The organism is Serratia sp. 3ACOL1, assembly GCF_003668775.1.
Classification (GTDB): Bacteria; Pseudomonadota; Gammaproteobacteria; order Enterobacterales; family Enterobacteriaceae; genus Chania; species Chania fonticola.
Genome location: NZ_CP033055.1, coordinates 2,250,859 through 2,275,191, shown reverse-complemented (window position 1 = coordinate 2,275,191; position 24,333 = coordinate 2,250,859). Strand labels below are relative to the sequence as shown.

Sequence of the window (24,333 nt, the reverse complement as noted above, 5' to 3'; positions counted from 1 at the left end):
CATTACCGCAGAGCCGAACCCCTTGTTCGGCTCTGTAAACAATGCCCGCCTGGAGTAAGAGGATGTATGCAGCCATTTATTACCCTGGAAAATATCAGTAAAACCTTTTATGGCGTCAAGGCGCTGAATAAGGTGGCTATGACCCTATTACCGGGTGAGGTACATTGCCTCGCTGGGCAGAACGGTTGTGGCAAATCAACACTGATCAAGATTATCTCCGGTGTTTACCAACCCGATAGAGATGCCGCCATTATTATTGATGACAAAACCTATTCAACCCTGACCCCTATTGAGTCTGTCCGCCTGGGGATCCAGGTTATTTATCAGGATTTATCCTTATTCCCGAATCTGACCGTGGCTGAGAATATCGCCATGAACCATTATCACCATCAGATGTGGGTGAATAAACGTCAGATGCGGGAGACTGCCGAGCGCGTTATTAACAGCATTGATGCCCACCTTAATCTGGACGAATTGGTTGAGAATTTATCCATCGCCCAGAAACAATTAGTCGCTATCTGCCGTGCGCTGGCACAAGATGCCCGCCTCATTGTGATGGATGAACCAACCGCGTCGCTGACACGGCAAGAAGTTAACGGCTTGCTACGGGTGGTGCATGAGCTGAAATCACGCAATATTTGCGTGGTATTTGTGAGCCACCGGTTGAGCGAAGTGCTGGAGATTTCAGACCGTATTACCGTCCTGAAAGATGGCCAGTGGGTTGGAACCTACCCCGCTGCTGAAGTGGATAATCAACGGCTGGCCTGGCTGATGACGGATATGAAATTTGATTTTCAGGTGCTACCGCCTTACAGCGCCGCGCGCCCGGTCGTGATGGCAGTGGAAGCGCTTTCCCGCGGCAACGAATATCAGGATATCTCACTGGCTTTGCATCCTGGCGAAATTGTCGCTCTGGTTGGTTTGCTGGGGTCTGGCCGCACAGAGCTGTGCCTCAGTCTATTTGGTTTAACAAAATCCGAGTCGGGCAGCATTCGAATCAATGATAAGCCAATGCGGTTCGCCAGTAACCGCGATGCCATTGCCGCTGGTGTGGGCTATGTCTCGGAAGACAGAATGAGCACTGGGCTGATTATGGAGCAATCAATCCGCGATAATATCAGTGCCACGGTATTACACCGGCTTAAAAATGCCTTTCACCTGATACGGGCCGAGCGAGTCGACACACTGGTCGAAGACATGGTGAAACATCTGTCGATCAAAATCGGTAATAGCGACCTGCCGGTCAATACGTTATCCGGTGGAAATGCCCAGCGTATTGCCATCGCCAAATGGCTGGCAACCGACCCGCAAATACTGATCCTCGACTCGCCGACCGTTGGGGTCGACATCGCCAACAAGGCAGGCATTTATAATATTATCAATGCATTGGCGGCGCGGGGGATAGCGGTATTAATGGTTTGTGATGAGATTGATGAAGCTTACTTTAATAGCCACCGTATTCTGGTTATGCGGTCCGGGCGGCTTGTGCAGGAGTTCTTGCCGAGTAACTGCAGCGAAGCTGCCATTGCGGAGGTAGTCAATGGCTAATCCCCATGCACTCAATAAGCCTGATGTAGGCAAAACAGGTTTATTTAATAAAGAGCATCTGAAACGCCACGAAGTTATGTTGGCTTTTACCATATTGATTATTTCGACTTATCTTGCTTTCACCAGCCCAGAATTTCTGACGCTCGCCAATATTTATGATTTGATAAATAACTACGCCATGTTGACCATTTTGGCTTGTGGTTTTTTTATCGTTTTGATTTCTGGCGGTATTGACATTTCATTCCCGGCGATGACCATTATTTCGCAATATGTCATGGTGACATTCATTGTGAAGTTTGGTGGTAATTTCCCGGTGGCTTTCGCATTGGCAGGAGGCATCGGCTTGTTGCTGGGGTTGATCAATGCGCTATTGGTTAATCGCCTGCGGGTGCCGTCCATCATTATTACCATTTCCACGCTGAATATCTTCTACGGGTTGCTGCTGTATCTCAGCCGGGGTGTCTGGCTGTATACCTATCCGGAATGGTTCGAACATGGGCCAATGCTGTTCTCCTTCACCGCCGCTGACGGCTATGACTATGGCCTTTCGCTGCCCATTTTGACCTTGCTGGCGACGATTATTGTCACTGCTTTGGTGATGACACGCACCAGCATTGGCCGGCAAATATATGCGTTGGGCGGTAATCAGGAAGCGGCATCCCGTATGGGGTTCAGCATTGTAAAGCTGCAACTGTTTGTTTATGGCTATATGGGGTTTTTATCCGGTATCGCCGGTGTGGTGCAGTCCTATACCGTCTTGACGGTGGCACCGGACTCGTTGCTGGGTTATGAACTCACCGTGCTGGCGGCGGTGGTGTTGGGCGGAACCAGTATTGTCGGTGGGCGGGGAACCCTAACCGGCACTCTGCTCGGAGTGATCTTGCTGGCAATATTGCAAAATGGTTTGAATTTACTGGGTATTTCGTCGTACTGGCATAGCGTGGTGATCGGTCTGGTGATCGTCATCAGTATCAGTGTGACTGCCTGGGGCCAACGTCATAAGGTAGGGATATAACCATGTCGAAAACAACTCAACGCGATCATACCGAGCGCTGGTTGGTGGCACTGCTGGTGCTGGTAGCGGGCGTGTTCAGTGTGCTGATCCCACAGGTATTCTGGTCTGCGGCCAATTTCCAATCCATCGCCTCACAAATCCCCGTCGCGGGATATTGACGTTGGCAATGGCGATCACCATGCTGACCGGTGGCATCAACTTATCCATCATTGCCACTGCGAACGCCAGTGCGCTGGTGATGGCCTGGGTGTGTACCCATCTTGAGCCAACGTTCAGTTCATTGATAGTGATGCTGTTGGCGGGGGGGCGGTTGCCTTGGTGGTGGGGATCATCAATGGGGTGCTTATCTCGGTGGTTCGGGTATCCCCAATTCTGGCGACACTGGGCATCATGACCTTGCTCAAAGGGATAAATGTGCTGATCTCCAAAGGCTCGGCGATTTCTAACTTTCCGAGCTATGTACTGGCATTGGACCGCAGCTATTTTCTTGGGGTTCCAGGCCCGCTTTACCTGTTTGCCGTGGTGGCGTTGCTGCTTTGGCTTATGTTGGCCAAGACCCCGCTGGGCCGTCAGATATACCTGTCCGGCTCTAACGAGAAAGCCACCTTTTACTCTGGTATTAACACCCGCCGCACGCTGATTTGGGTTTATGTGATTTCCTCGTTACTGTGCGCCGTCGCGGCGTTGCTGATGATGTCGAAACTCAACTCGGCCAAAGCCTCCTACGGCGAGTCACTGTTGCTTATCACTATCCTGGCGACGGTATTAGGCGGGGTAAATCCTGATGGTGGATTTGGTAAGGTGTTCGGCATTGTGCTAGCGCTGTTCCTGTTGCAAATGCTGGAGAGCGGGCTAAATATCATGGGAGTCAGTAGCTATATCACCATGGCACTGTGGGGATCGTTACTGCTGGCGTTTATCTTTGTCAAAGGTGCAAAAGTCCCGGCATTGCGTTTCTTACGGCAGAACAAGCCGTTGCAGTGATAGTGCAAGTTCACCAAACAGGTTCGACAGCCTCCAGGAGCAGCCCACTACATCACTGTATGTTGGGCGCTCCTATTTAGCCATTGCTTGCAGAACGATAGATCCGCTGGGGTCTGCCCACTTTGCCGTAAATAATCTCTGCAACTAATTGATCGTTGGCGCTGAAAAACTCCAGATAACGCCGGGCGGTGGTGCGGCTCAGTCCAATCTGTTGTGCCACGCTTTCCGCCGTATGACGCACCTGCGGATCTTCGAACAAATCGCGGATCTTCATCAGCGTCAGCTCATCAATGCCGGTGGGCAACGCGGTCTGATCGCCGCCGCGGGCGTAGGTGTTGAACATTTCATCAATGCGGCGTTGGTTGACCCGCGCCTTGTCTTTCAGCGCTTCGCGCCGTTGGCTAAAGCGTTGCAGGGTTTGCGCCAGGCGGTCATAGGCCAGGGGTTTGATCAGGTAATCGAACACGCCATAGCGCAGCGCTTCGGCCACGGTGTCCATATCGCTGGCGGCGGTGATAAACACAATGCCACCGCCGTAGCCTTGTAGCGTCAGCTCGCGCAGCAGTTCTATGCCCTGGCCATCTGGCAGGAAATTATCCAACAGGATCAGGTCGGGTTTGAAACGCTCGGTCATCGTGCGTGCCTGTGCCAGGGTGCCCGCCAGCCAAATCTGCCGGCATCCGCCATTCTGCTTGATGAATTCCGCATGCATTTCTGCCAACGGCGTTTCATCCTCAACAATCAGAATATTTAGCCACTCCATGTTAATTCCCCGTTGCTTAATTATGCTGCTAATTAAATCTCAGCGAGATGGTTATTTAATTAAACACTATGTCGCTAATAAAAACTATAAAAATAATTAAGTAAATAAAAACCATTAAACAACTTATTTACTGCGGGTAGATTGTGAAATAGGTCAATAATCAGGGCGTTATTTGTGTTTAACATGGCGCCATTAAATACCCCGTTCGCGTTATAGACCATTTCAACTCGATGGTTTTTAAGGTTTTTATTACACCTTAATGTTAACCCTAATGGGATTTTGTATTTCAAATGTTATTGATAAGTTATTTTAGAGAGACTGACATGTTGGGCGATACCGTATTTAATCGGGTGAAGAGATCGGATCACAAAAATATAGCGGCAATTAATGCTTTTTTGCGTAGTAACGATCTGAATATTGATACCACGGTCGAAGTTTTTATCACCGTGACCCAGGGCGAGCAATTGGTTGCCTGCGGAGGTATCGCCGAAAATATTATCAAATGCGTGGCCATCAGCCCGCAAATGCGCGGTGAAGGCTTGGCGTTATCATTGGCGACCGAACTGGTGAATCTGGCCTATGAGCGCCATCACACCCAGCTGTTTATCTATACCAAAGTGCAGAATGAGGCGCTGTTTCGCCAGTGTGGCTTTTACCCGATTGCCAGCGTGCCCGGCATCGTGGTGCTGATGGAAAACAGCCCGTGCCGCCTGAAGCGTTACGCTGCGCAACTGGCCCGCGAGCGCCAGCCGGGCGATACCATTGGCAGCATCGTGATGAATGCCAACCCTTTTACCCGTGGCCATCAATATCTGGTGCGGGAAGCTGCCGCCCGCTGCGACTGGCTGCATCTGTTTCTGGTGAAAGAAAATACCTCGCGCTTCCCGTATGACGATCGCCGCGATCTGGTACTGAAGGGCACCGAGGGGATCACCAATCTGACGGTGCATGAGGGGTCACAATACGTGATCTCCCGTGCCACTTTCCCTTGCTACTTCATTAAAGAGCAGGGGGTTGCCGACGACTGTTACACCGAAATCGATCTGAAAATCTTCCGCCAGTATCTGGCCCCCGCGTTGGGCATCACGCATCGATTTGTCGGCAACGAACCGTTCTGCGCCGTAACGGCGAAATACAACCGCGACATGCGTTATTGGCTGGAAACTCCGGCGCTGCCTAGCCCACCGATCGATCTGGTGGAAATTGAGCGCTTGCAGTACCAGGGCACGGCGATCTCTGCCTCCTGGGTGCGCAAGTTGCTGGCCGCGGGAGACTTCCACGCCGCCGCGCCTTTGGTGCCGAAAGACACGCTGTACTACCTGCAGGATCTGCAGGCACAGCGCCGGGCCAAGCCAGTACCGCAAGAATTTGAGTCCGCACAATCAGGTGAATGATGAAAATAATCCGAGAAGCAATGGCTGGCACGCTGGAATCCAGCGATGTCATGGTCCGTATCGCGCCAGCAGAAGGCCCGGAACACGATCTGCTGATTGCCAGCAGCGTGGAAAAACAGTTCGGCGATGCCATCCGCCACACCCTGTTGCAGGTTTTGCAGCAGTACGACGTGCCGCCGGTGCAGGTGATTGTCGACGATAAAGGCGCACTGGACTGTGTGCTGCGTGCACGGCTGGAAACCGCGCTGATGCGTGCCAGCGAAACCGCCGCGCTGCCTTGGGAGGAACGCCGTGAAAACGCTGAATAAACACCGCATGCGCCGCAGCATGCTATTCGTACCGGGGGCGAATGCCGCCATGGTCAGCAACGCCTTTATCTATCAGGCCGATGCGTTGATGTTTGATCTGGAAGACTCGGTGATCCTGCGTGAGAAAGACGCGGCCCGTCGCCTGGTGTATCACGCGCTGCAACACCCGCTGTATCAGGAAGTAGAAACCATTGTGCGCGTTAACGCCTTGGACTCGGCCTATGGTCTGGCGGATCTGCAAGCGGTGGTGCGTGGCGGAGCGGATATCGTCCGTCTGCCAAAAACCGACACCGCGCAGGACGTGGTGGATATGGAGCGTGAAATTGCCGCCATTGAACGTGCCTGTGGTCGCCCGGTCGGCAGCACTGGCCTGCTGGCGGCGATCGAGTCCGCACAGGGCATCACCAACGCGGTGGCGATTGCGCAGGCTTCCCCAAGGTTGATCGGGATTGCGCTGGGTGCCGAAGACTATGTGCGCAATCTGCGTACCGAGCGCTCGCCGGAAGGCATTGAACTGCTGTTTGCCCGTTGTTCACTGTTGCAGGCCGCCCGCTCAGCCGGGATCCAGGCGTTCGATACCGTCTATTCCGATGCCAACAACGAAGCGGGTTTCCTACAGGAAGCGGCGCTGATCAAACAGCTGGGCTTTGACGGTAAATCTCTGATTAACCCACGCCAGATCGAGCTGCTGCACAACCTGTATGCACCAACCGCCAAAGAAGTGGCCCATGCCCAGCGAGTGGTTGATGCGGCAGAAGCGGCAGAAAAAGAGGGGCGCGGCGTGGTTTCGCTGAACGGCAAGATGGTCGATAGCCCGGTGATTGAACGGGCCCGTCTGGTACTGCAACGCGCAGCGCTCTCCGGCGTGCGTGAAGAACCGAACCACAGCGAGGAAGCATGATGAAACGCCAACAACGCCTGATGACCTTGAACAATCACGCCGAGATGCGGCTTTATCAGGAAGCCTCCAAGGCCAACCTGCAGGCGCGTAAACCGCGCGACATCAAACGCTGTGAGTCTCTGGAAGTGGCGATCCGCCGCAGCGGTCTACAGGACGGTATGACCATCTCTTTCCACCACGCATTCCGTGGCGGCGATCTGGCACTCAACCAGGTGATGGATGTGCTGGCGAAGATGGGCTTCCGCAACCTGACGCTGGCCTCCAGTTCATTGACCGATTGCCATGCGCCGCTGGTCGGCCATATTCGCAACGGGGTGGTGAGCCGCATTTATACCTCCGGCTTGCGTGGGCCGTTGGCGGACGCCATTTCGCGCGGCTTGCTGAAAGAGCCAGTGCAGGTTCACTCGCACGGTGGCCGGGTCAACCTGGTCGAGTCGGGTGAATTGCAGATCGACGTTGCCTTCCTCGGGGTGCCGACCTGCGATGAGTTCGGCAATGCCAACGGTTATACCGGCGATGCCTGCTGCGGTTCGCTTGGTTACGCCAAGGTGGATGCCGCTGCGGCCCGTAGCGTGGTGCTGCTGACCGAGGCGATCGTGCCTTATCCGCATCATCCCGCCAGCCTGGCACAGGATCAGGTCGATCTGATCGTGCAATTGGAGCGAGTAGGGGATGCGGACAAGATCGGGGCCGATGCCACGCGTATGACCTCCAACCCGCGTGAGCTGCTGATTGCCCGCCGTGCTGCCGAAGTGATCGTCGATTCCGGCTACTTCACCGAAGGCTTTTCCTTGCAGACCGGCACCGGTGGCGCTTCGTTGGCCGTAACCCGCTTCCTGGAAGACAAGATGCGGGCTCGTGGCGTCCGCGCCGGTTTTGCACTGGGCGGCATCACCTCCACCATGGTGGATCTGCATGAGAAAGGCCTGATCGGCAAATTGCTGGACGTGCAGAGCTTTGACCGTGCGGCGGCCATGTCATTGGCTCGCAACCCAAATCATATCGAGATCAGCGCTAATCAGTACGCCAACTTCAGTTCCAAGGGCGCATCGGTTGACCGCCTGGACGTGGTCGTGCTGAGCGCGCTGGAAATTGACACCGGCTTTAACGTTAACGTGCTGACCGGCTCCGACGGGGTGATCCGTGGTGCTTCCGGTGGCCACTGTGATACTGCAGCGGCGGCACGGTTGGCGATTATTGTCGCGCCGCTGGTGCGTGGCCGCATTCCTACGCTGGTTGAGCAGGTGACCACCTGCGTTACGCCGGGCTCCAGCATCGACATTTTGGTGACCGACCACGGTATTGCCGTAAACCCTGCTCGCCCAGAGCTGGCGCAGAGATTACGCGATGCCGGGTTGCAGGTGGTCACCATCGAATGGCTGCGTGAGCGTGCGCTGGTATTGACCGGCGAACCGAAACCGATCGCCTTTACCGACAACGTGGTGGCCGTGGTGCGCTATCGCGACGGTTCGGTGATTGACGTCGTACATCAGGTCGCGGAGTAACGCCATGGCTTACATCTCCCCCGAATTGGCCGCCAGCCGCGCCGTAAGTTTGCCCGAACTGCTTTCCAGCCGTGAATGCCGGCAGGCACGGCAACAGGCGTGGCTGGCGCGCCATCCTACCGCCACGCTGGTGGTGCTCACTCTGGTGGTGCCGGGGGCGGTGAAAGACAGCCCCATGACGCGGCGCGTGTTCAACCTGGGCAGGCAGGCTCTGCAGCAGATGTATCGCCAGCAAGGCTGGCTTTGTTTGCAGCAGAAGACCCTGGCGCTGCCCACCGGCTGCGAAGGCTATCTGGCGCTGCAAGCCGATGCTCGCGCGGTGAAAGAGGCCGCCATTCAGCTGGAAATCCAGCAGCCGATTGGCCGCCTGTGGGATATCGATGTGCTGACCCCGCAAGGAAAGATCTTGTCACGGCGCGAACTTGGTCTGCCTGAACGCAGCTGTCTGCTGTGCAATCAGCCAGCCAAGATTTGCGCCCGCCAGCAGAGCCACAGCACCGAACAACTGCTCAATGCAATGGAAAGGATGCTCAATGATGCACTCCCAGCCTGATTGGCAGCCGACGGTTACAGATCTTTCGCACAGCCAGCGCTTTGCGCGCGACGCCTATCGGGCGCTGTTGGTGGAGGTCAACCTGACGCCGAAACCGGGGTTGGTCGATCGCCACAACAACGGCGCACATCGCGACATGGATATTGGCCATTTCTATCGCAGCTCAAGGGCGATTGGCCGGTGGCTACCCTATTTTATCCGCCAGGGTATGGCCGATGCCGCTTTGCCTGCCGAACAGCAGCTTGCACGCCTGCGCCCATTGGGCATGGCCTGCGAAGAACAGATGTTTCGCGCCACCGGCGACATCAACACCCATAAAGGCAGCGTGTTCTCGCTAGGGCTGTTGTGCTGCGCCCTTGGCCGCTTACAGCAACAACAACGGCAGATTGACGCCCAAAGCCTGTGTGGCGAAGTGGCCCAGATGTGCCGTGGGTTGGTTAGCCGAGAGCTGCAACGCAACAACGCGGGCCAGACGGCAGGACAACGGTTATTTGCCGAGTTTGGCCTGAGCGGTGCCCGTGGTGAGGCTGAATCCGGCTTTCAGCGGGTGATTGGCGGCTCATTGCCGCTGTATCGCCAGAGGATCGCCAGTGGGTGTGGCGAACAGGTCGCGCTGCTGGACAGCCTGCTGTGGCTGATGGCGCATAACGATGATACCAACGTCGCCTCGCGGGGCGGCATCAAAGGGCTGCGCTGGTTACAACACTATGCCAGCCAGTTATTGGCACAGGGAGGGGCAGGTGCGGCGCAAGGAATTACCCGTTTGCGGCAGTTCGACGTTGCATGTATCGCCCGCAATCTTAGCCCCGGCGGCAGTGCCGATTTATTGATAGTCACCTGGCTGTTGGCGCAGTTGCCGCAGACGGGGGCTTAAAAAAATAACGAAGCCTTCAGGAGAAGTGTCCATGTCCGAAACCAAAGAGAAAATCTGGAAAGCGATCGCCCCGTTGGTGGTGCTTGCCGTCCTGTTAATGATACCCACGCCGGAGGGCATGCCACCGCAAGCCTGGCGTTACTTTGCCATCTTTGTGGCGATGATCGTCGGTATGATCCTGGAGCCGATCCCGGCCACGGCGATCAGCTTTATTGCCGTGACCGTCAGCGTGCTCAGTTCCAACTGGGTGCTGTTTGGTGCCGAAGAGCTGGCCAATCCCAGTTTTAAAGCCGGTAAAGAGGCGCTTAAATGGGGGCTGGCCGGATTCTCCAGTACCACCGTCTGGCTGGTGTTTGGGGCCTTTATCTTCGCGCTGGGCTATGAGGCCACCGGGTTAGGGCGACGCATCGCGCTGTTCCTGGTGAAGTTCATGGGCAAACGCACCTTGACGCTGGGCTACGCGGTGGTGATCATCGATATCATGTTGGCGCCGTTTACCCCGTCCAACACCGCGCGTACCGGTGGCACCGTGTTCCCGGTGGTGAAAAACCTGCCGCCGCTGTTTGATTCCTTCCCTAACGATCCTTCCTCACGCCGCATTGGTGGTTACCTGATGTGGATGATGGTGGTGGGGACCAGCATCAGCTCCTCCATGTTTGTGACCGGTGCGGCACCTAACGTGTTGGGTATTGAGTTCGTCAACAAGATTGCCGGAATCAATATCACCTGGATGCAATGGTTCCTGGCCTTCCTGCCGGTTGGGCTGCTGCTGCTGATCGTTGCACCGTTGATTTCCTACTACCTGTATAAGCCAGGCGTAACCCACAGCAATGAAGTGGCTGGCTGGGCCAGTACGGCTCTAGGGGAGATGGGGAAACTGACCCGCAAAGAATATACCCTGATCGGCCTGGTGTTACTCAGCCTGTGTCTGTGGGTGTTCGGCGGTAAAATCGTGGATGCGACTACGGTGTGCTTGCTGGCGGTATCGCTGATGCTTGCCCTGCACGTGGTCAGTTGGAAGGATATCACCAAATACTCCAGCGCCTGGAATACCCTGGTTAACCTGGCAACCTTGGTGGTGATGGCCAGCGGCCTGAGCCGCTCCGGCTTTATCGACTGGTTTGCCACCACCATGAGCACCCATCTGGACGGTTTCTCACCGAAAATGACGGTCGTCCTGCTGGTACTGGTGTTCTACTACGCGCACTATCTGTTTGCCAGCCTGTCGGCCCACACCGCAACCATGCTGCCGATGATCCTGGCGGTAGGTAAAGGCTTGCCGGGCGTGCCGATGGAACACCTTTCCATCCTGCTGGTGTTGTCTATCGGTATCATGGGGGTATTGACCCCGTATGCCACTGGCCCAGGGGTAATCATCTACGGCTGCGGCTATGTGAAGTCGAAAGACTACTGGCGTCTTGGCGGTATCCTCGGCGTGGTGTATATCGCGGCGCTGCTGTTGATCGGCTGGCCAATTCTTAGCCTGTGGTATTAAGTTAATCGGCGGCCATCCACGGATGGCCGTTACAAACCGAAACTGATTTACAATGGTAGGGGCGCTGCATGCTGCGCCCGCTTTGCTGTATGTTGTCCCCGTTTCACTTCGTCACCAATCTGGTCAGCCGTCCCTTCCTCCGTGACGCCCATCACACACTTTCATGTCGAACGCCGTCATTATACAAATCCAACGTTAACCCACTCAAAACATACCCGTCGTCTTTCAAGTTGCAGCGTTGTTACCTGCACTATCTCACCCCAGTCACTTACTAAACGTAAGCTCCTGGGGATGAGATAGCTTGTCGCCTAGCTGCAACTTGAAATCCATAGGGTAAAATCATATTTAGGGAACCTCTGCGGATGAGAAAAAAAACGTTATTACTTTGCCTGCCTTTGCTGTTCAGCGGCACCGCCTTTGCCGAGAACGACGGTTATCAACTGGAACAGGTGCTGGTAATGAGCCGCCATAACCTGCGCGCCCCGCTGGCGAACAACGGCAGCGTGTTAGCCCAGTCCACGCCGAAAGCCTGGCCACAGTGGGATACGCCAGGTGGCTTGCTGACCACCAAGGGCGGCGTGCTGGAAGTGTATATGGGCCACTATTTCAACGCGTGGCTCAAGCAGGCGGGCATTTTGCCGCAGGAAGGTTGCCCGGCCGCTGACAGCGTTTACGTGTATGCCAACAGCCTGCAACGCACCGTAGCCACCGCGCAGTTCTTTACCAATGGCGCGTTCCCTGGCTGTGATATCAGCGTGCATCATCAGGAGAAAATGGGGGAGATGGATCCTACCTTCAACCCGATTATCACCGACAACAGCGAAACCTTTAACCAGCAGGCGCTGAGCGCCATGAATGCCGAGCTGGCATCGCTGAAGCTGGACGCCTCCTACAAACAGCTCGAGCAGATCATCGACTACAAAGACTCTCCTGCCTGCAAGACTGACAAGCAGTGCAACCTGGCCACTGAACCGAACAAAATGAGCGCGGTGCCGGGGAAAGAGCCAGGCGTTTCTGGCCCGCTGAAAGTGGGTAACTCGCTGGTGGATGCCTTTATGTTGCAGTATTACGAAGGCTTCCCGATGAAAGACGTGGCCTGGGGCAAGATTGTGACGCCGCACCAGTGGCAGCAGTTGGCCAAGCTGAAAGATGGCTATCAGGATTCGCTGTTCACCTCGTCGGTCGTTGCCCAGAACGTTGCCAAGCCGCTGCTGACCTACATCAATTCGGCGTTGATCAGTGAGCGCAAGGCAGATTCTCCGAAGCTGACCGTGCTGGTGGGGCATGATTCCAACATTGCTTCCTTGCTGTCTGCGATGAAGTTCAAGCCGTATGAGTTGCCGAAGCAGTATGAGAAAACCCCGATTGGCGGCAAGCTGGTGTTCCAACGCTGGCATGATGGCAAGGGCGATCGCGATCTGTTGAAGATTGAGTATGTCTATCAATCAACCGAACAGTTGCGTAATGCCGAACCGCTGACGCTAAGCACCCCGCCGCAGCGCGTCACCCTGGCGCTGGAAGGCTGCCCGGTAGATAAAGACGGCTTCTGCGCCTGGAGCGACTTTGAAAAAACCATGAAGGACGTCTTGCATTAACCGTGCTGCCGGGGCGAACCGTTTCGCCCCGGCCTGCCGCGCGGTATATACTGTCTCAACGGACCCCTTATCACGGATGAAACGTGCTCTCTTCTTTTATTCTCAATGCTGAATTATTGCCGGTAGACGGCTTTGCTGGTCTGATCGCGCAGTGTCACTTCTCTGTCGCGGATTATCACGACGATCTGTTTGCTGCCGCCGGTATCGATTTCCCTGCGCATGTTGCGCCAGCGGTCGCCAAACGTAAGGCGGAATATCTGGCTGGGCGCTATCTGGCGCGCTGGGTGTTGGCAGAGTTGGGGCATCAGAATTTCACTTTATTGCGCGGGGAGAAGCGTGAACCACTCTGGCCCGCCGGGATTGCCGGGGCGATCAGCCACAATAATGATACGGCGCTGTGTGCCGCTCAGCATGAGCGTGGAGCCGGTGGCGTGGGTATTGACGTGGAAACGCAGATCCCATCTGTACGGGCAGAAGAGTTGTGGAGCGGTATTGTCAGTGAGGACGAATGCCAGTGGTTACGCCAACATCCACAGCCCTTTAATCTGCTGTTGACGCTGGTATTTTCTGCCAAGGAAAGCCTGTTCAAGGCGCTTTATCCGCAGGTGCGCTGCTACTTTGATTTTATTGATGCGCGGGTAACCCAACTGGATATGCAGGCGCAGACCTTCGAGCTGGAATTGCAAAAGACGCTGACGCCGCTTTGCCACTCAGGCCGCCGCTTTAGCGGGCGTTTTTGGCAGCAAGGTGACGCCGTTACAACATTGATTTATTTTTAAAATCATTATATTGGTCTTTTTTCCTAATGGATTGTCACTACCATCCGGTCCAGTTCAATCTACTCTTGGGGCAGATAGGAGGCCTGAGTGGGGGGGCTTAAAAACCGAACAACCCATTAGTCAGTAAGGACGGGTGCTGCATTTTTTGCTGCGACCTTTTATCCTAAAAATGTTAATCAACCTTGTAACGCGGATCTTTTCGGAGGGTCTCTAATAACTCTCCCCACTTAAGCATTATTCCAGCTATAAGATTGGGCGCCATACCATCTGCATGTTCACTGTCAGGGAAATGCTTCATTGCTACTTCGCATTTTTGATAAAATAGTTATAACACTCATTGCTAGTCTCATTAAAAACAACAAGATTCATTCCTATGTCATAACCTTTATATATCATTCAAATAATCAATGAATGTATCATTAAAACTCTTTATTGTTTCCTCTAGAATACAATAGGCCGCACCATTGTTTAGGCTGGTATTTAAATTTTCATTAATAGAAAAATAAGTACTCATATTTGATCCTTCTTATTAAAATTTTATCACGCAGGTTTGGTTAAGCTATTTTAGTCAGCCCACCTGTTTGTACTAAAGCAATATTAGCAGTTACTACTTCAATGTAAATGTCGGGGTTATAAGTCAAATAGGATAATCGCAATGCCAAGGTGGAACAAATAGTGCTGGGTTTATCCCTTCCTGTTTAAATATTGAAACTAACTCATCATCAGTATTTACTGTAAAACATTTCAGATTGACCGCATTATCAGAATCTAGCCCATCATTAAATTCAATAAGCGATTTTGGCATTTCAAAATCGACGATGCAATATTTATAACCATTTTACTCCTTTAAAAAATCATATGCATGCGGGCTGTTTTTTGTCTTTTCTGGGATATTGAACAACGCATATAGAGCAATCCAACGTCTCATTTCATTTGATTTGGAAGAAACTTCCTGTGCTATTTTATCATTGTTACTAAACTCAATACCATTCCAAACTTTTGCAGGTATACCCAAGTTAACACTCATTTTTTACCCTCCGTCTTACTAGGCCAATATATTCTTACCGCTTTTTCTCCGACAGGATGTAGTTGTAAGTGTGGCATTTCTCCATGTGCATTATTAACTTCATGATTCACCATATGTATTTTTCTTGTCAAGATAAATAATTTTCAATAATCGGACCATGCATCTAGGTCGACCTTAACTTCACTCCACGATACAACTCCTTAAGGACGACCAACTAACCAAGGCTAAACTTCCAACTTCACATCGACAACTTCTCGAGGTAGTGTGAAAATTAAGCCGGAAATTCCGGCTTTTCCTGACAAGATTAGACAATATAGCCATATTTAACTTTTTTAAGTATTCCTTTTGATTCCATATCAAGAAGGAACTCTCTAATCTCATTAAGCTCTATTTCTTGCCCCAAAGATGAAAAATAGTTAGATAGTCGCCAAGAGGTAATCAAATTTAATTCTTGAACGTGCGTGTTAACATCCACACATACTTTAGGGTTTGGGTTTGTTCTATCAAACCGAATTCCTTTGCCATGCTTTAAAAAAGACCATGAACTGTCATCAGCTAACAATATGCTTCCTTTTCTTGGGAAGTCTAATAGCAAATCAAAATCTTTAACTGACGGATGCAATCTAAAAAAGCACTTTAGCAATGCTGATTGTAATTTTTGGAAACAAAAAACATCTTCGATAGTAATCTTATTCATTTTAATATCTCACTCTAGCTTCAGCAACTTCAGATAGTAATGCTTCACCCTGTTTTTTATCTACATAAATCAATTCAACTTTAATTTTATCAATGCCAGCTTTTTTAGCGGCCTCAACCCTATGATGTCCATCATTAATAATATACTTTCCATTAAAAACACTCACCGACACCGGTCCATCGTTCTCAAAGTCATATTGATAGCCATCTTTTTTCATTTCTTTTGCCAATCTTTTTATCTGTGACTTATTCATTTCATTCTGATTCTGTCTGCTTAACAAAATCTTAGGATTTACATCCCTAATCTCAATAGTTCCTGGTAACTTTGGCTGAGATTCGTTTACAGATCGAACTTCTTGTTCTGAACTTCTATCTCCTGTCGGCTTCGTCTCCGAACCAGGCATTCCCTTCAGTCCCAGCGGATCAACCCAACCAATCGGGTTCCCATCAACATATTGATAAGAATTCAACCCGCCATCGAGTTTTACCGGATCCGCCGTCAAATACCGCCCAACCCCCGGATCATAATACCGGTTCAGGTTGTAATAAAGCCCGCTTTCCTTATCCGCATACTGCCCCTGGAACCGCAGCGGTTGGTTAATGGCACTGGCATCTTCTGCCAGCCACTCTTCCCGCATCTGTCCAAAGGCACTGAACCGGCCTTTCCACACCGAGTTGCCGTTCCCGTCGGTCAGCTCGTGTGGCGTACCCAAGTGATCGTTTTGATACCAGTAAATTGCCGGGGGTTTATCCTGCGGGTCCCGAGACGGTTCGCCCACCACCAGCGCCATCGGGCGATAGCTGCCCGGTTCATACAGGTAGCTTTGCCAATAGCCTTTGCCATCGGTTTCTGCCACCAGTTGATTGCCACGCCAGACAAATTCCAGCAGCTTGCCGTTGACGGTCTTGCTCAAGCGGCGGTTAAAAGCGTCGTAGGTATAAGTGCTAACGCTGCCGTCCGGAGTTTCCAGACTGATCAGGCGATGGCGGCAATCGTATTCATAGCGTGTGACCAGCCGCTGCGCTTTACCTCGCCGTTCTGCAATCAGGTTACCAAAACGATCATACTCAAAATGACGATCGGCATAAAACGCCAGTCGGTTGCCCGGTGCGCTGTGCTGCTGGACATCGCTGACCGGGTTACCTCGCCGATCCCAACGGAAGCTCTCATTCGGGTTGGCGTGGTGCTGTTCCTTTGTCTTGGCTGCTGGCTGAAATTGTGGCAAACGATGGACCGGCTGCCGGGCAGGGGGAACGATTGACTGCGGGTTCAGATAGCTGACCGAGGTTAACGCCCCGGTGGCATTGTAGTGATACTGCCGTGCATCATTGCCCTCAATGCTGGCCAGTTCACCATCCGCCTGATACGCGTACTGCTGTTGCCAGTGCAACCTATCTTCTTCCGGTGTCATTCCCGGTTCACGCAGGCTGTGTTGGCTCAATCGACCCAGCGGATCATACTGGAAGCTATTGACCAGTCGGTTGCCTTGCCTCAATTGTTGCAGACGCTGGTGATGGTCGTAACCGTACGCCGTCAGCGGCTGACCTTCCAGGCTGGAGGCCTGTAGCTTGCCGTGCTGGTAGTGGAACTCCTGCCACTGTCCGTTGGGCTGCTTGATGCCGGTCAGGCGTCCGGTGTCTTCATCATAACGGTAACGCATTGTCGCCCAGGACTGATGTTCCGCTTCCAGGCGTCCGGCGGCGTCATATTGCCAGGCTAACGGGTTTTCACCGTCCAGCACTTCACTCAGGCGGCCCGCCTCGTCGTAACGGTATTCTTCCTCTTTGCCATCGGGCAGGATTTTACGCGTCAGGCGGCCCATCGGGTCGCGTTGGTATTGCGTGATGAACGGCGGGCTTTGGTGGTCGTTGCCGTATTCGTGCTTTTCGCTCAGGCGACCGCAGGCGTCATAGTGATAGGTAGTTTTGCTGTTATCGAAGCCAATCTCTTCACTCAGCAGACCGCTGCCAGTGTAGCCGAGGCGGTACTTCTCGCCCAGTTGGTTCTCAATCTCGCTGACCTGCAAATGCACGTTGTCGTAGCGATAACGCAGGCTACCGCCGTCCGGCAGACGTTTTTCGGTCAGCAGATGCAGGGGGGCTGCATAGTGGTATTGCGTGACGCGCCCGGCCTCATCGGTGAGTTGCGTCACTTTACCATAGGCATTGTACTGATATTGCCGGGTGCTGCCATCCGGGTGGGCGATCTTTATCAGCCGGCCCAGTTCATCCCACTGGTAGCGGGTGATCCGGTCGTTTTCTTCCACTTCGCAGGGCTGAGTCTGTAGCCCCTGGTAGCGCAACTGGCGACTGCCCTGTGGCGAGGTATCGCGAAGCAGGCGGCCCAACGTATCCCATTGCAGATGCTGTTCGCTGCCATCAGGAAAACGAATATGGCTGACTTGCCCACGCGGCGTGTAGCTGTAATGAGTAGTGGTGCCCGCCGGGCCGGTTTCGCTCTTTAGTGCGCCATTAATGTCATAAGTGTAATGCCATTTCTGTGCGCCTTCTCCGACTCCCAGGGTGCGAGCAATCAGCTTATTGAATAGCCATTGGTAAGTAGTGATCTGACCATCCGGCGTGATGACCGTGCTCAGGGTGCCATCATCATCATAGAGAGAATCCGTCTGGTATCCCAACGCATCGGTGACACGTGTGCAGGCACCGTCCTCATTGTACTCATAGCGAGTTTCTGCGCCGTCGGCCCCTCTTTCGGACAGCAATAAGGCCTGCGGGGAGTGCTGGTAACGCTGTTGGCTGCCATCCTTTTGAGTGACGGTGACACGACGGTTGGTGGTGTCCCAGTGATAGAGGATATCCAGTTGGCCAAAGTTGCCGTACTGGCGGGTACAACGTACCGTTTTTCCTTCGCCCTGCCACTCCCAATGGAATTCAGCGCCGCCTGCCAGGGTACGGCAGAGGATCACATGGTCTTCGCGATAGCGGTAATGCTCGGTGTCGCCCGCGGCATTGGTGGCGCTAATCAGTTGCTGGTGTTCGTTGTAACGGTAATGCGCCACCACCGTGCCGGGTTGCCAGTGCGTCTCTGCGCGGGTGCTGGCTGGATTACGGGCTTGTAGCAATATCTGACCGATCCCTTGCGGGTAACTGGGATCGTCGTAGCTAAAACAGAAGCGGGCCTCGTCGTGCCCCAGAGCGGCCAACCGTCCCTGGTTATCGTAACTGGCGTCAACACGGTTACCATAGCCATCACTGATACCTCGGAACCAGCTGGCATCACCGTCACGCAGGAAGTGATAGGTGCCTTGTCCTTCGCTCCATTGCACGCAATATTCGTTGCTGAACTCATCCTGCTTCAGGCTGATGACACCGCCGCCAAGACGATTGGTGGTGACCGGTGTTTGCGGGGTCGGCAACAGGAAACGGGTGACACGGTGTTCATCATCGAAGAACCAGGCAACGGCTTCCTGTGTCTGCTCATCAACGCCGAAGATCAACTGTGGGTTGGCGCTATGATTCCAGCCCCAGCCCAGTGCATCACGCTGTTCGATACCACTGCTGCGGTAGAAGCGCCGCCAGACAAAGGGCAGGATGCCGGGTAGGGTGATATCACTTAAGGTGAGCAATTCTTCACCCGAAAACAGTGATACCGGATCGCCACTGTCATGCGTCTTGCCAGCAGGCAGGGAGTTCTCACCACCAGGCGTTTGCGCACTGGCGTTCGCATTGGGGGCCGTTGACTTGACCACCACTTTGTTGGTGCCAGCGAGGTATACCGTTTCTGCACTAGTGTGGTTGGTAAACTCACCCACTCGGGATTGGGAATGCTCCGGATTAAAGGGGATCGCCCCTTGTGCCGGGGTGCCTTTGAGACGTTTTCTCACTTCGAGAGGAAGTTGGTACAGCTTGGCAAGATCCTGACTGATCAGCCTCACCGCGATGATGTTGATCGGTTTTTTAGCCATGATGAGCCGCCTTGCCTTCGTCGGAAGTGTGAACGAGGCCGCTGAGCGTATCCAACGTAGACAGCATTTTTTTGCACAACTCGGCGGGCAGAACCAGCATCAGGGCAAACATCACCAGCAGGTTACCAAAAGCGTTGGCAAGAAAGTTGGCGAGCTGCTGCGGGGTGAGTAACTGTAAGTAGTTGTAGATGGCTGTGCCCATAATGAACATCATGATCTCGTCACTCAACAGGCTCAGGGAATCTTTCAGTTCTTCGCTGCCTTGTTCTGCCATGGCCTTTAACTTCGCCAGACCCTCATCGTCAAAAAATGCCCGTAATTTGTCGGCGTACTTATCGACATTAGTCAGCCACTTCCACACCTCTTCAAGGGTTTTGAAAAGCTGAGTAAGTTGAGAAAGTGCCCCGTTCATAAACTCAGCCGCTGCTTCCAACACGCTGACCTCTGCTCCTATCTTAATAAAGCGCGCCCATTCAGCTCGTTGTGACGTCTCCCATTTCTTAACCAGAAAGTCCGAATATTCCTTAATTACCGCCTGATAGGATTGATATAAATCAGCTTTATCCTTCTCGGTGATATCGGGATTGATCAGCAGCACATAGTCATACCCGGCCTGGCAAGGGGGTAAGGTAATGGCAGCCTTACCCTGTTGATCGAAATGGAGCGGGCCAGGATTGCTGTCAGGATCCAAAGGAATATCCCGACCAGGGTCAAGCCGTATGGGATCGCGCCCGGCGCTTAAGTAGGCGACCCTTTCAAAGGGGGAGGGCTTTGGGCGTTTAACCAACTTGTAACTGGCGTTTGGAATAGGCAGGTAAAAAGTAGAACGGAAAGCGTGGGTCAGGGTAATTTGCTGCGTTTCTCTCCCACAGGCCATGGCGACGCCGATCGTGCTATCCGACAGTTTGGCATTCTGGCTTTTCATATCACCAACGCGGATCTGCTGTTTCATGGTGAGAGTTGGCCCATAAAGCCAGTGCCTGCTCTTCACCTTGTAGCTTTCAATCACCCGGCTGAAATCGGCGAACATTGCCGCATATTCAACCTCTTTGTGCGGCATAGTAGGCAGCGGTGGCTTGCCACACATCGCACTGCGTCCAGCATTCAGCTTGCGACATAGTTCGAACCTGTTATCCATGACATTGGCTCTCCATGATAATTATGACCCTTCGAGGGTGCGCAAGATCTCAGCCAGGATCTGAGGATCGTGACGCCGTTGCGGGGTAAGCAGGCGGCGTATTTTCTTATTCAGTATCGCGTCGGGCCAACGGGCGATGATTTCGGGATAATCTTGGCGCAGGATCTGGCGGATATTGAGTATCAGCGGCAAAACGTTCTCATCCAGCAATGCATCCACCATACCTTGGGGAACACGCCACCAGGGGAACGCTTGTAACGCCGCATCTGGGTTTACCGGGCAGGTGAAGGCCCGGCCATTGATCCAGTAATCGGAGAAAACTGGCAGGGTCTCGTGCCACTGGTCGCCGTAATAATCCAGGTAGCAGGGGAGATACTGGCCATCCCAATAGCGGAAAAACACCTCTTTGCCGTCAGGCAGGATCACTTTGGTCAGGCCGCGAAGATGATCCGTAATGGTGGCCTGCGGCAGCGGCGAACGTGCCAGCCAGCCCCAGTTGCGCAGGGGAGTCTCTGCCACCCAGCGTAGGAACGGACTGCCGTCATTGATTTGCACCAGCACCGGCATCACTTCAAACCAGTTGGCATATTGGGTGTTGGCATACAGCCCGAAAGGCGTGCGGCTGCCGTCCTCCCGGTAATAAGCTTTGATGCCTTCAGCACCGTTGGTATTGGCCAGGACGGCGTACAACGGCGTGCCAGCCGTATTTTTCACCCAGTTTTGTAGGGTCTGTTGCATGTCTGTTCTTCCTTGACGACGACGCAAATAGTGAGTGTGGCGGTTGCTCAAATGGCAGTGCGCGCTTGAAATTCTACTTTCCCGATCAAAACGTGACAGAACAGGCGATTTTGCTGGGGTATCATTAATATATCTGGAGTGTATGAGTCGAGTAGAGTAATGAGGATAAAACCGTAGAGCAACGTTTTCCGCACGGTTAATAGAAAAAAGTTGTTGTAAATATTACTATTTTTTATGTTAACGATTTTGAGTATAAACTTGATTAATGATTTTGGTCTGGCGGTAGGCGTTAAATCTTCTGACTGAATTGCTGAGTTGCCGGGGCGAAAATATTCAACCGGAGGGGCGCTGCATGCTGAGCCGCAAGCCGCGCCCTACGTAATAAATCCAGTTTTCAAGGCTACGCTTTTCTGCGTAACAGATGGCGTACACCTTCCAGTATCAGCAACATGACCGCCAGCCAGATCGGGATATAGGTCAGCCATTGGTTAGCGTTAATGGTTTCACCCAATAGCAGCGCGACGATCACCAGCAACACCGGTTCTACATAGCTCAGCAGGCCAAATAGGCTGAAGGGGAGCAGGCGGCTGGCCAGGATATAGCATACCAGCGCCAGCGCGCTGATAATGCCCAACAGCGGGATCTGCAAATACAGCAGCGGTTTGGCCGTCAGCGCCGCCAGCGGTTCTGAGCCACCAAGCGCAAACAGCGCGGCGACCGGCAGCATCAGCGCCAGCTCACACCACAGCCCGCCCAGATGATCGGTGCCCAAGCGGCGGCGCAGAATAAAGTAAACGGGATAGCCTAACGCGACAACCAGCGTCGACCAGGAAACCCCGCCCACCAGGATCAGCTCATTACCCACGCCAACCAATGCACATAGGGCTGCCATCTTTTGCAGCACAGACAGGCGATCGCGGAAAAACACTCGCCCTGCCAACACCATGGTCAGCGGCAGCAGGAAATAGCCGAGTGAGACATCCAGCGCCATACCGTGCAGCGGTGCCCAGAGGAATAGCCACAGCTGAACTCCCAGTATGGAGGTGGTCAGCAGCAGCAACAGCACGCGTTGCGGGCGCTGCCGTAGCCAGTGCAGCATTTCTTTCACCCGCGCCCAGTCGCCGGAAAACAGCATAAACAGCGTCAGAAACGGCAGCGTCAGCAGGGTGCGCCAGCCATAGATTTCCTCGCCGTCGAGTGGGGTTAGCATTGAGGTGTAGTAATACATCACGCCGAACAGCAGAGAAGCGACGACGGAAAGTATGATGCCTTTGATCACCAGCGTTCCTGATTATTTACCCGTCGTCTTTCAAACTACAGCGTTGTTGACTGCGCTTGCTGAAGCTTGAAATCCATAGGGTATAGATTAAGATCCAGCGGCTACTCTAAGGTTATTTAGCTCTAACAACAATGAATTACGCCGGGCTGGACAACAACGGCCAAGCGGTTAGAATTACACCTGTGTATTTATCCAGGTAAAGGCGATGACAATCGATTTGTTTGAAGATGCGCTGCCGCCGCCCTGGCGTGAGGAAATCGCGCCGGGGGCGGTGGTGTTGCACGGTTTTGTTCGCGAGCACGGGCCGGAACTGTTGGCGGCGGTCAACGGCGTAGTGGCACAGGTGCCTTGGCGGCATATGACCACGCCGGGCGGTTTCACCATGTCGGTGGCCATGAGCTGGTGCGGCAACGGCTGGAACAGTGACAGTAATGGCTACCGCTATTCGCAGCGCGATCCCGGAACCGGCAAAAGTTGGCCAGAAATCCCGGCAATTTTGCTGGCATTGGCCGATGAAGCGGCCTTGCTGGCCGGGTTCGGTCATTACGTCCCGGACTCCTGCCTGATGAACCGCTACGATCCGGGCAGCAAGCTTTCGCTGCATCAGGATAACGATGAGCATGATTTTACGGCACCGATCGTTTCGGTATCGCTGGGGTTACCGGCTGTTTTTCAGTTTGGTGGCCTGCAACGCAGCGACAGAACGCGGCGCATCCCGCTGGCCCACGGTGACGTGGTGGTCTGGGGCGGCCCGTCTCGATTGTGTTTCCACGGCATCATGCCGGTAAAAGAGGGCTATCATTCGCTGGTGGGGTCACACCGCATCAATATCACTCTGCGCAAGGCGCTTTAACGCGGGTTCCTGGCCTAAACTGGCCACCAGATAATCGATAAACACTCGCAGCTTGGGGGGCAGATGCTGAGTTGGGGCATACAGCAACCATAGATCGCCATGATAGCTGCTGAGGAAATCCCACTCTGGCAACACCTGCACAATCTCACCGCTGGCTAGCGCCTGGTGGGCGGTAAAGTAGGGCAGGCTGCCGATACCGATATGCTGTCTCACCGCATCCAACCGAACCCCGGTGTGGTTGGCGGCATAGCGCCCCCGGACATTGACCGAAACCGTCTTGCCGTTGCGGCGAAAACGCCAGCGCGCGTCGCTGGGCGTCTCCCCCAGGTAAATACAGCTATGCTCAGCCAGGTCTCGCGGGTGACGCGGCGTGCCCTGTTGGGCCAGGTAATGCGGAGTGGCGCATAGCAAATGTTCGATGGTCATCAACGGGCGGCCGATCAGGCCCGGTGACGGTCGGTCGGTGATGCGCAGCGCCAGATCGACCCGATCGTCGATCAAATCCATATAACGGTCCTCCAGCCGCAGATGGACATCCACCTGCGGGTAGCGCCGTAAGAACTCTGGCATGTGAGGGTGCAGGACAAAGTGCCCGACGGCCTTCGGTACGCTGACGCTGATTGTGCCTTCCGGCTCTGAGCTGCTCTGGCCGCTGATGGTCAACACTGAGTTGGCGGCATCCAGCATGCTGCGGCAGCGCTGAAACACGGCCTCGCCTTGCTCACTCAGGCGCAGTTTGCGGGTGGTGCGGTGCAACAGCCGTACGTTCAGCGCTTGTTCCAACCTGGCAACGCTGCGGCTGGTGGCAGAAGGCGAGGTGCCTAACTGGCGGGCGGCGGCGGAGAAGCTGCCGCTTTCCACTACCTGAACAAAAACAGCCATTTCAACCAGCAGTGCGGTGGAAAGATTTGTGCTCACGGCGCAAAGGTCCATTGTAATGAAGACGGATTATCAGCCGATTA

Annotated in this window: 20 protein-coding genes and 1 pseudogene; 13 read left to right on the top strand and 8 right to left on the bottom strand. The window is 53.8% G+C overall.

Annotated features, from left to right (window positions below; genetic code table 11):
• Positions 1-66: 66 nt before the first annotated feature.
• From D9980_RS10510 to D9980_RS10500, 3 genes and pseudogenes are all read left to right on the top strand, one after another.
• Positions 67-1,548 (top strand): sugar ABC transporter ATP-binding protein, encoded by a 1,482-nt coding sequence (locus tag D9980_RS10510; protein WP_162304254.1) that lies wholly within the window; start codon positions 67-69, stop codon positions 1,546-1,548.
• Between the two features lie 76 nt (positions 1,549-1,624).
• The gene (locus D9980_RS10505) at positions 1,625-2,563 is read left to right on the top strand and encodes an ABC transporter permease (RefSeq protein ID WP_037413257.1); all 939 of its coding nucleotides are present in this window, start codon (positions 1,625-1,627) and stop codon (positions 2,561-2,563) included.
• A 2-nt stretch (positions 2,564-2,565) separates the two neighbouring features.
• A pseudogene (locus D9980_RS10500) lies at positions 2,566-3,547 on the top strand (ABC transporter permease).
• A 76-nt stretch (positions 3,548-3,623) separates the two neighbouring features.
• Here D9980_RS10500 and dpiA read toward each other — a convergent pair.
• Positions 3,624-4,310 (bottom strand): two-component response regulator DpiA, encoded by a 687-nt coding sequence (gene dpiA, locus D9980_RS10495; protein WP_024486486.1) that lies wholly within the window; start codon positions 4,308-4,310, stop codon positions 3,624-3,626.
• A 323-nt stretch (positions 4,311-4,633) separates the two neighbouring features.
• Here dpiA and citC point away from each other — a divergent pair, with 323 nt between their 5' ends.
• From citC to D9980_RS10450, 9 genes are all read left to right on the top strand, one after another.
• Positions 4,634-5,704 carry a [citrate (pro-3S)-lyase] ligase gene (gene citC / locus D9980_RS10490; RefSeq protein WP_121607247.1) on the top strand — a complete coding sequence of 357 codons (1,071 nt, stop codon included), beginning with the start codon at positions 4,634-4,636 and terminating at the stop codon, positions 5,702-5,704.
• Positions 5,704-6,012, top strand: a complete 309-nt coding sequence (gene citD / locus D9980_RS10485) for a citrate lyase acyl carrier protein (protein ID WP_021180301.1) — start codon at positions 5,704-5,706, stop codon at positions 6,010-6,012. Before citC ends, citD begins: the two co-directional genes overlap by 1 nt.
• Positions 6,013-6,019: 7 nt before the next feature.
• Entirely contained in the window at positions 6,020-6,913 is an 894-nt protein-coding gene (citE, locus tag D9980_RS10480; RefSeq protein ID WP_059202058.1) for a citrate (pro-3S)-lyase subunit beta, read from the top strand.
• On the top strand, positions 6,913-8,418 hold the full coding sequence (gene citF, locus D9980_RS10475) for a citrate lyase subunit alpha (protein ID WP_021180303.1): 1,506 nt from the start codon (positions 6,913-6,915) through the stop codon (positions 8,416-8,418). Before citE ends, citF begins: the two co-directional genes overlap by 1 nt.
• Before the next feature lie 4 nt (positions 8,419-8,422).
• Complete coding sequence (gene citX / locus D9980_RS10470) at positions 8,423-8,971, top strand: citrate lyase holo-[acyl-carrier protein] synthase (RefSeq protein WP_121607246.1); 549 nt, start codon at positions 8,423-8,425, stop codon at positions 8,969-8,971.
• Positions 8,952-9,845 carry a triphosphoribosyl-dephospho-CoA synthase CitG gene (gene citG, locus D9980_RS10465; RefSeq protein ID WP_370454310.1) on the top strand — a complete coding sequence of 298 codons (894 nt, stop codon included), beginning with the start codon at positions 8,952-8,954 and terminating at the stop codon, positions 9,843-9,845. The genes citX and citG overlap by 20 nt, the downstream gene beginning before the upstream one ends.
• Before the next feature lie 31 nt (positions 9,846-9,876).
• On the top strand, positions 9,877-11,340 hold the full coding sequence (locus tag D9980_RS10460; RefSeq protein ID WP_121607245.1) for an anion permease: 1,464 nt from the start codon (positions 9,877-9,879) through the stop codon (positions 11,338-11,340).
• Between the two features lie 362 nt (positions 11,341-11,702).
• Entirely contained in the window at positions 11,703-12,935 is a 1,233-nt protein-coding gene (gene agp, locus D9980_RS10455) for a bifunctional glucose-1-phosphatase/inositol phosphatase (protein WP_121607244.1), read from the top strand.
• Between the two features lie 83 nt (positions 12,936-13,018).
• The gene (locus D9980_RS10450) at positions 13,019-13,714 is read left to right on the top strand and encodes a 4'-phosphopantetheinyl transferase (RefSeq protein ID WP_121607243.1); all 696 of its coding nucleotides are present in this window, start codon (positions 13,019-13,021) and stop codon (positions 13,712-13,714) included.
• An 838-nt stretch (positions 13,715-14,552) separates the two neighbouring features.
• On the opposite strand, the gene D9980_RS10445 is transcribed toward D9980_RS10450, so the two are convergent.
• The 6 genes from D9980_RS10445 to rarD form a co-directional block, all read right to left on the bottom strand.
• On the bottom strand, positions 14,553-14,741 hold the full coding sequence (locus D9980_RS10445; RefSeq protein WP_121607242.1) for a hypothetical protein: 189 nt from the start codon (positions 14,739-14,741) through the stop codon (positions 14,553-14,555).
• Positions 14,742-15,045: 304 nt separating this feature from the next.
• On the bottom strand, positions 15,046-15,438 hold the full coding sequence (locus D9980_RS10440; RefSeq protein WP_121607241.1) for a hypothetical protein: 393 nt from the start codon (positions 15,436-15,438) through the stop codon (positions 15,046-15,048).
• A gap of 1 nt (position 15,439) precedes the next feature.
• Complete coding sequence (locus D9980_RS10435) at positions 15,440-19,363, bottom strand: RHS repeat-associated core domain-containing protein (protein WP_121607240.1); 3,924 nt, start codon at positions 19,361-19,363, stop codon at positions 15,440-15,442.
• Positions 19,356-20,423, bottom strand: coding sequence for a hypothetical protein (locus D9980_RS10430; protein WP_162304253.1), 1,068 nt, complete (start codon positions 20,421-20,423; stop codon positions 19,356-19,358). The genes D9980_RS10435 and D9980_RS10430 overlap by 8 nt, the downstream gene beginning before the upstream one ends.
• A 99-nt stretch (positions 20,424-20,522) precedes the next feature.
• The gene (locus tag D9980_RS10425; protein ID WP_121607238.1) at positions 20,523-21,239 is read right to left on the bottom strand and encodes a DUF4123 domain-containing protein; all 717 of its coding nucleotides are present in this window, start codon (positions 21,237-21,239) and stop codon (positions 20,523-20,525) included.
• 400 nt (positions 21,240-21,639) lie between these two features.
• Positions 21,640-22,518, bottom strand: coding sequence for an EamA family transporter RarD (gene rarD, locus D9980_RS10420; protein WP_121607237.1), 879 nt, complete (start codon positions 22,516-22,518; stop codon positions 21,640-21,642).
• Between the two features lie 205 nt (positions 22,519-22,723).
• Here rarD and alkB point away from each other — a divergent pair, with 205 nt between their 5' ends.
• The gene (alkB, locus tag D9980_RS10415) at positions 22,724-23,371 is read left to right on the top strand and encodes a DNA oxidative demethylase AlkB (RefSeq protein ID WP_121607236.1); all 648 of its coding nucleotides are present in this window, start codon (positions 22,724-22,726) and stop codon (positions 23,369-23,371) included.
• Here the strand turns inward: alkB and D9980_RS10410 are convergent.
• Positions 23,333-24,289, bottom strand: a complete 957-nt coding sequence (locus D9980_RS10410; RefSeq protein WP_202810927.1) for a LysR family transcriptional regulator — start codon at positions 24,287-24,289, stop codon at positions 23,333-23,335. The genes alkB and D9980_RS10410 overlap by 39 nt on opposite strands.
• Between the last annotated feature and the right edge of the window lie 44 nt (positions 24,290-24,333).